We start from the raw sequence: 13,010 nt of genomic DNA on the forward strand, positions 1-13,010 counted from the left end.
GCATGAAACGGAATATGGGAACAGCCGACCGGGCGCTGCGCACAATAGCCGCGCTGATCATTGGCTATCTCTGGTGGACTGGAACGATCGGCGGAACCGTTGGCACCGGCCTGGCGATTCTTGCGGTCGTCTTCCTTCTGACGAGCGCGGGCGGCTTCTGTCCGCTCTATCGCTCACTCGGTCTTTCGACCCGCGGCAACGGGAAGTGAAGGCGCCCACCATCTCGTTCCTCTCGGGCCTGGTGTTCGGAGCGGGACTCGCCGTGTCGGGCATGGCCGACCCCGCACGTGTGCGCGCGTTCCTTGATCTGTTCGGGACATGGGACCCCACGCTTGCCTTCGTCATGGCCGGGGCGATGGTGCCGATGGCCGTCGCCTGGCTGATCCAGCGACGCATGACGAAGCCCATGGCTTGCGAAGCCTTTGACCTGCCCGGCACCCGCGTGATCGACGGGAAGCTGGTTGCGGGCGCCGCCCTGTTCGGCGTGGGTTGGGGGATCGCCGGATTATGCCCCGGCCCCGCGCTTGCCGACATTGTCATAGTACCATTCGAGGCCGGAATATTCGTGCTCGCCATGCTGGCAGGCATGATCGTCCACCGCATCACGACACAATGAAGAACGGCCTCGCCAGACAGCGCGACGGAGGAGACGCCATGGACATCCAGCCGCTCAACCGGGACTTTGCGGTATCGCCGCAGATCGCCGTAACCGACATTCCCGCGATTGCCGCCCAAGGATATAAGGCGATCATCTGCAATCGACCTGACGGTGAGGAGCCGGGACAGATTGCAGCCGCGCAGCTTCGTGACGCCGCCGAGCCACAGGGCCTGGACTTTGCCCACGTCCCCGTTGTCCCGGGAGCGATTACCGACGCAGATGTCGAGGCCATGGCGGCTGCGCTTGAACGCCTCCCTCAGCCGATTCTGGCTTTTTGCCGCTCCGGCGCACGATCGACAAGATTGTATGAGCTTGTTTCATCGCAAAACCAATTGGTACCTGGCGGCCATGTTCATGATGTCGTGATCGTCGGCGGTGGCGCGGCCGGGATTGCGACGGCGTCCAGCCTTCTCAAGCGCCATCCCAAGCTTGATATCGCGGTGGTCGAGCCTTCCGAGGTGCATTATTATCAGCCTGGCTGGACGATGGTCGGTGCGGGGGTGTTCGACAAGGATTTCACGCGTCGCAACGAGGCGCAGGTCATGCCCAGCCGAGTGACCTGGATACGCACCGCCGCCTCAGGCTTCGCGCCACACGAAAACAAGGTGATCCTCGGTGACGGCAGCGAAATCCGCTACCGGGTCCTCGTTGCCTGTCCCGGCATCAAACTGGACTGGGACGCGATACCGGGCCTCGCCGATACGATCGGCAAGAACGGCGTAACCTCCAACTATGGCTATGATCTTGCGCCCTACACCAACCGACTGGTGAAGGAATTCAAGGGTGGACGGGCGTTGTTCACCCAGCCGGCGATGCCGATCAAGTGCGCGGGCGCCCCGCAGAAGGCGATGTATCTGTCCTGTCATCGCTGGGAAAAGGCGGGCGTCCTGCAAGACATCAACGTCCAGTTCCACACCGCTGGCGCAGTGCTGTTCGGCGTTGCGGCCTATGTCCCGGCGCTGATGGAATATGTCGAGCGCTATGGCGCGCACCTGAACTTTGAATCAAAGCTCGTCGCGATCGACGGCGCGGCGAAGGTTGCCACGTTTGAGCGCAAGGATGGCGACGGCACCCGGCGGTTCGAGGAACGCTTCGACATGATCCACGTCGTGCCGCCGCAGGTCGCGCCGGATTTCGTGCGATCGAGTCCGCTTGCGGCGGCCTCCGGCTTCATCGAAGTCAACGAGGCCACGCTTCAGCATGTACGCTATCCCAACGTCTTCGCGCTGGGCGACGCCTGCTCCGCCTCCAACGCCAAGACCGCAGCCGCCGCGCGCAAGCAGGCGCCCGTCGTCGCGGTCAATGTTCTGGCTGCGCTTGAAGGCAAGGAGCCGGTCGCGGACTATGACGGCTATGGCTCCTGCCCACTAACGGTCGAGGCCGGCAAGATCATCCTCGCCGAATTTGGCTATGGCGGAAAGCTGCTGCCAAGCTTCCCCAACTGGCTGATCGACGGGACGCGCCCTTCCCGGCTGTCCTGGCTCCTCAAGGATACGATCCTGCCGCCAATTTACTGGCACGGCATGCTCAAGGGCCGGGAATGGATGGTCGCGCCGCACGCGATCGAGGCGGCGCACTGAGCCATGCTGGAACCGCTTCAATATGCCCTCGGCGGGGTGTCGGGCGCGCTCGTCGGGTTCGTGCTCGGACTCGTTGGGGGCGGCGGATCGATCCTCGCCGTGCCGTTGCTGCTTTATCTCGTGGGGGTTCGCAATCCGCATGAGGCGATCGGCACCAGCGCGCTGGCGGTCGCTGCCAATGCGCTCGCCGGCCTCTGGAACCATGCCCATGCCCGAACCGTGAACTGGCGATGCGGTGGTATTTATGCTGCCGCCGGCGTCGTTGGTGCGCTTGGTGGTTCGACGCTCGGCAAGAACATCGACGGGCACAAGCTGCTGTTCCTATTCGCAATCCTGATGATCGTCGTGGCTGTCCTGATGTTCCGCGGACGCGGGGACCAGGGTGTCGAGGGCGCGCAATGCAACCGGGAGAATGTCGGCAAGGTCGTCGGCTATGGTCTTGGCACTGGCGCCTTTTCCGGCTTCTTCGGGATCGGCGGTGGATTTCTCATTGTGCCTGGCCTGATCGCCTCTACGCATATGCCCATTTTGCGCGCGATTGGTACGTCGCTTGTGGCGGTCGCTGCTTTCGGCCTGACGACCGCGCTCAACTACGCCCTGTCGGGCTATGTCCTTTGGGGGCTGGCAGGGGTGTTCATTATGGGCGGCGTTGTTGGAAGCGTGATCGGCACGCGCGCATCGCAGGTGCTAGCAGCCGAAAAGGGCCGGTTGAACAGCCTGTTCGCGGTCTTCGTGTTCGTCGTCGCCATCTACATGCTATTCAAGAGCTGGTCCGAACTCGCCAGCTGAACGGGGATATTCATGGACGCCATCATTCTTGCCAGGGCCCAGTTCGCCTTTACCGTGAGCTTTCATTTCCTGTTTCCGGCCTTTTCGATCGGGCTGGCAAGCTATCTTGCCGTGCTCGAAGCCCTATGGTTGAGAACCGGAAAGGGGGTTTATGCCAACCTCTTCCGTTACTGGTTGAAGATCTTCGCGGTGGTGTTCGCGATGGGTGTCGTCTCTGGCATTGTCATGTCCTACCAGTTCGGCACCAACTGGTCGGTATTCTCCGACAAGGCAGGACCTGTCATCGGCCCGCTGATGGCCTATGAAGTGTTGACCGCCTTCTTCCTGGAAGCCGGATTCCTTGGCGTCATGCTGTTCGGGATCAAAAAGGTCGGCCGCAAACTGCACTTCCTCGCAACGCTCGCCGTCGCGCTCGGGACTTTCATCTCCGCATTCTGGATTCTGTCGGTCAACAGCTGGATGCAGACGCCCGTCGGTTATGAGGTCGCCGCCAATGGCCAGTTCCTGCCGGGGCCGAGCTGGCTGACGATCATCTTCAATCCAAGCTTCCCTTATCGGCTCTTTCATACGGTCCTTGCTGCCTATTTGACGACGGCCTTCATTGTTGGCGCGGTCGGAGGATGGCATCTCCTCAAGGACCGCACCAATCCCGGTGCGCGCAAGATGTTCTCCATGGCAATGTGGATGGCCGCGATCGTTGCGCCCGTCCAGATCTTCGCCGGAGACATGCATGGGCTCAACACGCTTGAGCATCAGCCGGTGAAGGTCATGGCCATGGAAGGCCACTTTCAAAGCCATCCGCACGGCGCGCCTCTGATCCTCTTCGGCATTCCAAACAGCGCGGAGCAGCGGGTCGATTATGCCGTCGAGATACCCAAGGCGTCGTCGCTAATCCTCAAGCACGAACTCGAAGCGCCCTTGCAGGGTCTCGACACCGTGCCGAGAGCCGACCAACCGCCCGTTGGCATTGTCTTCTGGGCCTTCCGTGTGATGGTCGGCATCGGCTTTGCGATGCTCGGAATTGGGCTCCTGAGCCTGATCGCGCGCTGGCGCAAAACGCTCTACGATTGGCCACTGCTGCATCGCTTCGCGGTGCTGATGGGGCCATCGGGACTGATCGCCGTGCTGGCCGGCTGGATCGTTACGGAAGTCGGGCGACAGCCCTTCACGATCTATGGCTTGCTCCGGACCACCCAGAGCGCTTCGCCGCTCGATGCCCCTGCGGTCGCCTCATCGCTACTGGCATTCGTGGCGGTCTATTTCACCGTTTTCGGCATGGGCATCTGGTATCTGCTTAATCTGATGAAGAAGCCGCCCGAAGCGCATGAAGCCCCGCCGAGCGACGCGCCCATTCGCAGTGCGGGGATTACTCCGGCGCCGGCTATCATCGAGGGAGCTTCGGCATGATCGACCTTACCGTCATCTGGGCCTGCATCATCGGCTTCGCCATCATCGCCTATGTCGTGATGGACGGCTTCGACCTCGGCATCGGCATCCTGTTTCCCTTCTTCAAGGTCGGAAAGGACCGCGACACCGCGATGAACAGTATCGCGCCCGTCTGGGATGGAAACGAAACCTGGCTGGTGATGGGCGTTGGAGGCCTTTTTGCGGCGTTTCCCTTGGCCTATGCCATCATCCTTCCCGCGCTTTACGCGCCGATGATCGCGATGTTGCTCGGGCTCGTGTTCCGGGGCGTTGCGTTCGAGTTCCGCTGGCGCGACCCGGCACACCGCGCTTTCTGGGACAAGGCGTTCACGGCAGGGTCGGTTGTCGCCACGTTCGCGCAAGGCGTTGCGCTCGGCGCGCTGCTTCAGGGCATCACGGTCGAGGGGCGCAGCTATGCCGGGGGCTGGTGGGAATGGCTGTCGCCGTTCAGCCTGCTGACGGGCGTCGGCCTGCTGGTCGGTTATGCCCTGCTCGGAGCCTGCTGGCTCAACTGGAAGACCGAAGGCGGATTGCAGAGGCAGACGGTCACCTATGCCGGGAGGCTCGGTATTGGCCTGCTCGTTATGATCGGCGTCATCAGTCTCGCAACGCTGCGGCTCGAGACGCAATATTATCAGCGTTGGCTGAACTTCCCGGGTGTATTGGCGACAGCGCAAGTGCCGCTCGCGACGCTGATCGTGACAATTTTTTTCTATCGCAGCCTCCGATTGAAGCGCGATGCGCAGCCATTTTTCTGGGCGCTGATCCTGTTCGGACTGTGCTTGATCGGTCTTGGCGTATCGATCTGGCCCGACGTTGTTCCAGCGCGGGTTACGATCTGGGAAGCGGCGGCGCCTGTACGTAGTCAGTTGTTCATGCTGGTGGGGGCCTCCATCATGGTGCCTGTCATCCTGACGTATACGGCATGGTCTTACTGGGTGTTCCGCGGCAAGGTCGGTGTCGAGGGGTATCATTGATGCGTCTTTGGCTGAGCCGTTTCGGATGGTTTGTCGGCATTTGGGCTGCGAGCGTGCTCGCTCTGGCGCTAGTGGGAGGCCTGATCCGCTGGTGGCTACGATAAATGGCCCCCCGCCAAAGGCGAGGAGCCAACACTCAAATTTGGGTATTCTGAGCGAGTGCAAGCGCGTCCTCCACGTCGATCCCGAGATAGCGCACGGTAAAGTGGAGGATGGGCGCAGGAGCTTGTACCGGCCCAGTTGCGTTCGCAATACGTGTCGCACGAACCGATATCCAAGTGTCGGCTTATGGCAACAAATCTGCCACAGTACGTCCTACTCGGAACGTCGGAGCGTCCCACGACCCCGCTGCCGACCAGTTCAGGACATTTCGCAGCCGAACGTCGAACGGCGGCTCTTGGCGAAACCAGTCACTCGTGACTGCGGATAGCGTCGAGGATCGCTAATAGAATCAGTGCCCGAGTAGCGGGTGGGCATGGGCATATATGAGATACACCTTAGGAGGACCGCGCACCGTCGACGCAATGCACGACGGGCCGTCCTAGTCCGTGCCATCACGCCTCAACCATCGTTGCCCCCGCCAAGCGCGGTGTAGAGCGACACGCCGTTCTGAAGTTCTGTCGCGCGCAGCCGGATGAGCTGCTGCTCGGCGGAGAACAGGTTGCGCTCGGCGTCGAGCACCTCGAGGTAGATGGCGATGCCGTTGTCGTAGCGCAGCATCGCCGTCTCGGCGAGGCGGCGCTGGGCAGCGACCGCCTGTTCCTGCGCCTCGATCTGTTCGCGATAGCGCTGCCGCCCCACAAGCGCGTCGGACACTTCGCGAAACGCGTTCTGCACGGTGCGCTGGTATGTCGCCACCAATTCGTCCCGCCGGGCTTTCGCCGCGTCAAGTTGCCTTTCCCGCTTGCCCCAGTCGAAGATGGGCAGCGCGGCCGATCCGCCGAAGGACCAGTTCTGGTTGCTGTTGTCGAACAGACCCTCAAGCTTGGGCGAAACGAACCCGAACGCCCCGGTCAGCGATATTGTCGGGAAGAATGCCGCGCGGGCCGCTCCGATATCGGCATTGGCGGCCCACAACTCATGTTCGGCCTGAAGGATGTCCGGGCGGCTTTGCAAGAGGGTCGAGGGAAGGCCCGGATCGAGCGCCGCGAACTGTCCCGCGTCGGCGATCGGGCGACCATCCGGCGGCGGCGCGCTCATCGGCCCGCCGACCAGAACAAGCAACTGGTTGCGCTGCTGTTCGGATGTCCGGCGAAGATCGGCGAGTTCGGTCTGCGCCTGCGTCAGCAGCGCCGTCGACTGGTCATAGTCGACCGAGGAAGTGACCCCCGCATCCATCCGCAGCTTGGCGATCTCAAGGCCCTGACTGCGGCTGGCGAGGGTACGTTCGGCCAGCGCGATCCCTTCCTCGCCGGCGCGGATGCTGTAATAGGTGGCGGCGACGTCGCTGATCAGCGACAGGCGGAAAGCGCGTTGCGCTTCAACCGTCGCGAGATAGCTCCTGCGGGCGGACTCACTGAGATTGCGGACTCTGCCCCAGAAATCCAGTTCGAACGCGCTGGTCGCGACGCGCACGGAATATTGGTTGTAGGTGATCGCGCCGCTGCCGAGGTTATTACCCAGACCAAGGGAACCTAATGGCGCCTGCGTCCGGGTAGCGCCGGCGCTGCCGTCGATCTGCGGCAGGCGTCCGGCCTGCTGGATCCTGAACTGCGCTCTGGCCTGCTCGATGCGGGCGGCGGCGGCCGCCAGATCCCGGTTGTTGGCAAGCGCGGCGGCGATATAGGCCTTGAGCTGCGGATCGCCGAAGAAGCGCTGCCAACCCACCGCCGTGGCGGCTTCTCCCCCGCTCGCAGGGGAAGCTGGGAAGCTTGCCGGTACGGGCGGAACGGGCTGGACATATTTCGGGGCCATGTTGCAGCCACCGAGCAAGGCTACGCCGATGAGGATGTGCACGGGATTACGCATGGGCGGTCTCCCCGTCCGAACCTGCTCGCTCTCGCGCCTCCTCCTGCGCGTCTGCCGCCTCATGGTCCCGCTTGCGCACGAGCCACAGCCGCATCGCGATGTAAAAGACGGGCGTGAAAAAGATGCCGAACAGCGTCGCGGTGATCATGCCGCCCGCCACCCCCGTGCCGACCGCGTGACGGCTTGCCGCTCCGGCGCCGCTGGCGATGACAAGCGGAACCATGCCCAGGATGAAGGCCAGGCTGGTCATCAGGATCGGGCGAAGCCGCAGCCGCGCAGCATTGATCGTCGCCTCCAGCGGCGCGACGCCCTCAGCCTCCTGTTCGACAGCGAATTCGACGATCAGGATCGCGTTCTTGGCGGCCAGGCCGATGATGGTGATTAGGCCCACGTTGAAGTAGACGTCGGCCGAAAGCCCGCGCAGCATTGTGAAGATGACCGCGCCCAGCACGCCGAAGGGCACCACCAGCAGCACCGCCAGCGGGATCGGCCAGCTTTCGTAAAGCGCCGCGAGCAGCAGGAACACGACGATTACGGACAGGCCGAGCAGCAGCCCGATCTGCCCGCCTGCCTGCTTTTCCTCATAGGCGGTGCCGGTCCATTCGTAGGACAGGTTGCCGGTCAGCACCTTGCCGGCGATGCGCTCCATCTCCGCCAGGGCCACGCCGCTGGATTGGCCCGGCGCCGCCTGGCCCGACAGGGTGATCGACGGGTAGCCGTTATAGCGTTCGAGCTGTTGCGGCCCCGCCGTCCATTTGACCCGTGTGAAGGCGGAGAAGGGCACCATCAGCCCCTGGTCATTGCGAACCCGCAGGGCCGACACATCCTCGGCGCGCATCCGCTGTCCGGCATCGGCCTGGAGATAGACCCGCAGGACATTGCCGTCATGGACGAAGTCGTTCGCATAGGCCGAGCCGAAAGCGACGCCCAGCGTCTGGTTGACGTCGGCTATCCTGAGGCCAAGGCTGCGGGCCTTGATGCGGTCGATATCGACATGGAGCTGCGGCGATGGCGGCAGCCCTTCCTGCCGGACCATGGCGAAGATCTTGCTCTTGCCGGCTTGCGCCAGGATCTGCTGCGCGGCCTGCTGAAGCGCCATACCACCCTCGCCGCTGCGATCCTCCAGCTTCATGGTGAAGCCCGTCGCATTGCCCAGCGCCTGGATCGGCGGCGGGTCGAGGGCGAAGATCATGGCGCCCGTTATTGTCGAGAAGGCAGCATTCGCACGCTGCACCAGTCCACTGGAACTGTCGCCGGACCCCTTCCGCTCGTCCCAGGGCTTGAGATCGACGAAGGAAAGCGCGGCCGACTGGCCTTGCCCGAAGAAGCTGAAACCGACGATCGAGACGACGTTGCGAACCTGCGGCTGCTTGCGCAGGAAGGCTTCGGCCTGCTCCACCGATTCCTGCGTGCGCTGGATCGTTGCGCCGGGAGGCGCCGTATAGCTGGCGAAGATATAGCCCTGATCCTCGGTCGGCAGGAAGCCGCCGGGCAGGCGCGTGAAAGCCAGGACCGTGACGACGCACATCACCGCGAAAACGGCCAGCCACCGCCCGGGCGCGCGCACCATCGTGCCGACGCCTGCGGTATAGCGATCGGTCACGCGACCGAACCGGTCGTTGAACCAGTCGAAGAAGCGGTGCGGCCACCCTGCGATGCCCGCTTTGGGCGCACGCGGCTGGCTGCTGTCATGGTCATGCTCCGCCTTGAGCAGGGTAGCGCAAAGCGCAGGCGTCAACGTCAGGGCCAGCAGGGCCGAGAAAAGAATGGAAATGGCGAGCGTCACCGAGAACTGGCGGTAGATGCCGCCGGTCGACCCCGGAAAGAACGCCATGGGGATGAACACCGCGACCAGCACCAGCGTGATGCCGATGATCGCGCTCGTGATCTGACCCATCGCCTTCACCGTAGCGCGTCTGGGGTTGAGCCCTTCCTCGCGCATGATGCGCTCGACATTCTCGACCACCACGATGGCGTCGTCGACGAGGATGCCGATCGCCACCACCATCGCGAACAGCGAAAGGACGTTGATCGAGTAGCCGAAGAGGAACAGGCCAAGGCACGAGCCGGCGAGCGCGACCGGCACCACCAGCGCCGGGATCAGCGTGGCGCGCCAGTTCTGGAGGAAAAGGAACATCACGAGGAACACCAGTACCATCGCTTCCACCAGCGTGTGGATAACGCTGTCGACCGAGGCGGTGATGAACGGCGTGGTGTCGAAGGGAACGGTCCAGCTCAGGCCCGGCGGAAATGTCTTCTCCAATTCGCCCATGCGGGCTTTTATGGCCTCGGCCGTGCCCAGTGCGTTGGCGCCGCTGGCGAGCTGGATCGCCATGCCTACCGTTTCCGTGCCGTTGAGCGTCAGGCGGAAGCCGTAATTGTCCTTCCCCAGTTCGACGCGCGCAACGTCGCCGAGCCGGATCGTCGAACCGTCCGGATTGGACCTGACGATGATCTGGCGAAACTGTTCAGGGGTCGAAAAGCGGTTCTGCGTGATGATCTTGGCGTTGAGTTCGGACCCCGCCGCAAGGGGCTGCTCGCCCAGCCCGCCGCCGGCGGTCTGGCTGTTCTGCTCCTGGACCGCGGCGAGCGCCTCGGCCGCCGAGATGCCGTAGCCGGCCAGCTTTTCCTCGTCGAGCCACACGCGCATGGCATAGGGCGAACCGAACAATTGCACGTCGCCCACCCCCGGAACACGGCGCAGTTCATCCATGATCTTGCTCGACGCGAAGTTGCCCATGTCGAGCGCGCTCAACGCGCCATCTTTCGATTGGAGCGCGACAAGCATCAGGAAGCCGGAACTGGACTTGGTGACGCTGATCCCCAGTTGCCTCACCTCGGCCGGCAGGCGCGGTTCGACGCGGCTCAGCCGATCCTGCACCTGCGTCCGCGCGACGTCCAGGTTCGTTCCAGGTTTGAACGTGACGGTGACTTGCGCCGTCCCGTTAGACCGGCTGGTGGAGGACATGTAGAGGAAATTCTCGACGCCGTTCATCTCCTTTTCGATGATCGACGTCACCGTCCGGTCGAGCGTCGCCGCGTCGGCGCCGTTGTAGGTGATCTGGAGATTGAGCGCGGGCGGCGCGACCTGGGGATATTGTTCGACGGGCAGGAGCCGCAGGCCGATGATGCCGAACAGGGCGACGAAGATCGCGACGACCCAGGCAAAGACCGGATGATAGACGAAGAAGCGTTTCATGAGAGCCTCCTGCCGGTCAGCGCTTGCCGGCGGGTGCCGGAGCAGCACCCGCCTTGCGCGGCGCGACCTTCTGGCCGGGCTGCACCTTCATCCAGCCATCGACGATGACCAGATCGCCGCTCCTGAGGCCCGACAGCACCACCCATTTGCCGCCGCTCTGGCCACCCAGTTCGACCGTTCGCCTGACAACCAGATTGTCGCGTCCGACGATCAGGACCGATGCCTCCTCGTTGCTGATCTGAACCGCCCGCTCGGGAATGGCGATGCCGTCGCGGCGCACACCGGCGATGATGCGCGCGCGCACGAACTGGCCGGGCAGCAGCAGCCGGTCGGGATTGGGAAAGCGGGCGCGCAGCGTCTGGCTGCCGGTGGAAGGATCGACCGTCTGATCGGCGAAATCCAGATGTCCGGGCAGGCCATATTGCGCGCCGTTTTCCAGCACCAGGCGCACCTCTATGGCGTTCAGATCGGGCAAGCGAAGCGCGCCGGATTTGGCGAGTTGCTGCACATCGAGGAATTTGGAGCTGGACTCGGTGAAGGTCGCATAGATCGGCGAGAGCTGGTTCACCTGTGTCAGCAGGGTCGCGGAGGACGCGCTCACCAGGGCGCCTTCCGTCACCTGCGCCTTGCCGACCCGGCCGGCGATCGGCGCGCGCACGGTTGTGTATCCCAGTTCAAGGCGTGCCCGGTCCAGGGCGGCGCGTGCGTCGCTAACGCTGGCGTCGGCTTGTCGCGAATCCGAAAGCGCCGCGTCATATTCCTGCGCGCTGACGGCCTTGCGGCTTACCAGCGGCTCGTAGCGGGCGACGATCGAACGAGCATTGGCGCGCGCGGCCATCGCCCGATTGAGAGCGGCTTGCGCCTGGGCCAGCTGCGCCTGCTTGTCCCGCGGATCGATCCGGAACAGCGGCGCCCCGGCGGGCACATCGGACCCCTCCTGATAGAGACGGCGCTCCACGATCCCGTCTACGCGGGCACGCACCTCGGCGGCGCGCACCGCCTCGATCCGGCCCGGCAGTTCGACGATGTTGGGAACCTCGCCCGTCCTGACCGCCACCACATCGACCGGAGGAGCCGGAGGAGCCTGTTCCTCCTGATGCCCGCAGGACGCCAGCAGCAGCAGCACCGCCGCGCTGCCGCAGCAGCGCAGGTTCGTCGAAAAGGTCGGCACAGGAAAAAGCTCCTCGGGAGGTTGACCACGGATCGTCTGGACCTGACGGACATTCCTCTCCAGAAGTCCTGAGCGCAGCCATTCTTCCGTGGCGACGCAGAAACGTATAAGCGGACATCGATGTCCGGTTATTATGCGAAAGGGGGAGGCCCGTCAAGCATGAGGAAAGACGCGCAGGAACGACGAGCCAGGCTGGTTGCCGTGGCCGCCGACATGTTCGAGCAGCAGGGCTATGACGTCCCGCTGGAAACTGTCGCGGAAAGCGCCGGAATCGGGCGTGGCACGCTCTATCGCAACTTCCGTGACCGCTCGATGCTGGTGCTGGAGGTCGTAAGGCGGCGGCTGGACGAGTTGATCGCACAGGTCGACCTCATCAGCGATGATCGCGCCGCGTTCCGCTCTTTCCTGATCCGCATCGGCCTTCTGTCGGCTTTGCATGCCTCGGGGCTACGAAGCCTGGAAGGCGATCCGTCGTTGAAGCAGGAATGGCAAGAGTTCGAAATCCGGGCGCGACAACTCATGGCCCTGCCTCTGGAGCGCGCGCGGAAGGCGGGAATCGTTCGCGATGACCTGTCCGTGGACGACATCGTTCGTATCGCCCAGATGCTTCAGGCGGTCGCGCTGGACCTTCCGTCCGAAGAGAGAGATAGCGTCATGTCGCGCGCCGTCCAATTGCTGATGGAGGGAATCGCTAAGAGCGAAGTCTCGGTCAGGTAGCAAGCGACGTGAATTGACGGTTTCCTGGCTGCGGACCAGCCTAAGCGCTTCTGCAGAGACGGCAATTGTGCCGCCGACGATGCCCTAGTTGGCCCGGCGGCTGGGATACAAGCGCCGCCTGAAACCGGTCATGACGAGCGACATGACGGCTCCCGTCAAAACCGCCCTCCACGTCAGGATCTGCGCCGGAAGCCGCCATTGAGCGGAGCAGCAAGGAACGACCGCTCCATCTCCAAGTGCGGACGTCGCCTGCCGACCAGTTCAAGTCTTTCCGGTTTCCTTCGAGAAGGGCAGGTTTGTGCCTCGAAGCCGACATTTGCTCCTGATCCTCGATCTCCGGATAGCGAGCACGGTTTGTCGTTTGCATGATGATGGCATATCTCCGCGTAGGAGCAGGAGCCGCAACCTGCGCAATGTCTCACTGACACCTGTAATACCAACCTCCAATGATCCTGACTCACGTTGGGGATTCCCAAAGCGATGAATGTCTGAATCTATGGGTGCCGGTTGGAGGGCATTGCCATGG

Annotated in this window: 11 protein-coding genes; 8 read left to right on the forward strand and 3 right to left on the reverse strand. The window is 63.4% G+C overall.

The features are described from left to right. Nucleotides 1-14: 14 nt before the first annotated feature. Genes J3E64_RS19080 through J3E64_RS20880 form a run of 7 tightly spaced genes read left to right on the forward strand, consistent with a single transcriptional unit; the run spans nt 15 to nt 5,533 of the window. A complete protein-coding gene (locus tag J3E64_RS19080; protein WP_253344710.1) occupies nt 15-209 on the forward strand; it encodes a DUF2892 domain-containing protein in 195 nt (64 codons plus the stop codon). After that, complete coding sequence (locus J3E64_RS19085; RefSeq protein WP_253344712.1) at nt 206-616, forward strand: DUF6691 family protein; 411 nt, start codon at nt 206-208, stop codon at nt 614-616. The genes J3E64_RS19080 and J3E64_RS19085 overlap by 4 nt, the downstream gene beginning before the upstream one ends. A 38-nt stretch (nt 617-654) precedes the next feature. After that, the gene (locus J3E64_RS19090) at nt 655-2,238 is read left to right on the forward strand and encodes a bifunctional protein tyrosine phosphatase family protein/NAD(P)/FAD-dependent oxidoreductase (protein WP_253344714.1); all 1,584 of its coding nucleotides are present in this window, start codon (nt 655-657) and stop codon (nt 2,236-2,238) included. Between the two features lie 3 nt (nt 2,239-2,241). Beyond that, complete coding sequence (locus J3E64_RS19095) at nt 2,242-3,027, forward strand: sulfite exporter TauE/SafE family protein (protein ID WP_253344715.1); 786 nt, start codon at nt 2,242-2,244, stop codon at nt 3,025-3,027. 12 nt (nt 3,028-3,039) lie between these two features. Next, nucleotides 3,040-4,434, forward strand: a complete 1,395-nt coding sequence (locus J3E64_RS19100; RefSeq protein ID WP_253344716.1) for a cytochrome ubiquinol oxidase subunit I — start codon at nt 3,040-3,042, stop codon at nt 4,432-4,434. After that, entirely contained in the window at nt 4,431-5,429 is a 999-nt protein-coding gene (gene cydB / locus J3E64_RS19105; protein WP_253344718.1) for a cytochrome d ubiquinol oxidase subunit II, read from the forward strand. The genes J3E64_RS19100 and cydB overlap by 4 nt, the downstream gene beginning before the upstream one ends. Beyond that, nucleotides 5,429-5,533 (forward strand): DUF2474 family protein, encoded by a 105-nt coding sequence (locus tag J3E64_RS20880; RefSeq protein ID WP_367398650.1) that lies wholly within the window; start codon nt 5,429-5,431, stop codon nt 5,531-5,533. The genes cydB and J3E64_RS20880 overlap by 1 nt, the downstream gene beginning before the upstream one ends. A 457-nt stretch (nt 5,534-5,990) precedes the next feature. Here J3E64_RS20880 and J3E64_RS19110 read toward each other — a convergent pair whose 3' ends face one another. Genes J3E64_RS19110 through J3E64_RS19120 form a run of 3 tightly spaced genes read right to left on the reverse strand, consistent with a single transcriptional unit; the run spans nt 5,991 to nt 11,767 of the window. Then, entirely contained in the window at nt 5,991-7,397 is a 1,407-nt protein-coding gene (locus tag J3E64_RS19110; protein ID WP_253344719.1) for an efflux transporter outer membrane subunit, read from the reverse strand. After that, on the reverse strand, nt 7,390-10,596 hold the full coding sequence (locus J3E64_RS19115) for a multidrug efflux RND transporter permease subunit (protein WP_253344720.1): 3,207 nt from the start codon (nt 10,594-10,596) through the stop codon (nt 7,390-7,392). The genes J3E64_RS19110 and J3E64_RS19115 overlap by 8 nt, the downstream gene beginning before the upstream one ends. Before the next feature lie 16 nt (nt 10,597-10,612). Next, nucleotides 10,613-11,767, reverse strand: a complete 1,155-nt coding sequence (locus tag J3E64_RS19120; protein WP_253344721.1) for an efflux RND transporter periplasmic adaptor subunit — start codon at nt 11,765-11,767, stop codon at nt 10,613-10,615. A 159-nt stretch (nt 11,768-11,926) separates the two neighbouring features. Here J3E64_RS19120 and J3E64_RS19125 point away from each other — a divergent pair, with 159 nt between their 5' ends. Beyond that, nucleotides 11,927-12,484 carry a TetR/AcrR family transcriptional regulator gene (locus tag J3E64_RS19125; protein ID WP_253344722.1) on the forward strand — a complete coding sequence of 186 codons (558 nt, stop codon included), beginning with the start codon at nt 11,927-11,929 and terminating at the stop codon, nt 12,482-12,484. Nucleotides 12,485-13,010 lie beyond the last annotated feature (526 nt).

The sequence above is a fragment of the Sphingobium sp. OAS761 genome (genome assembly GCF_024168485.1).
Lineage (GTDB): Bacteria > Pseudomonadota > Alphaproteobacteria > Sphingomonadales > Sphingomonadaceae > Sphingobium.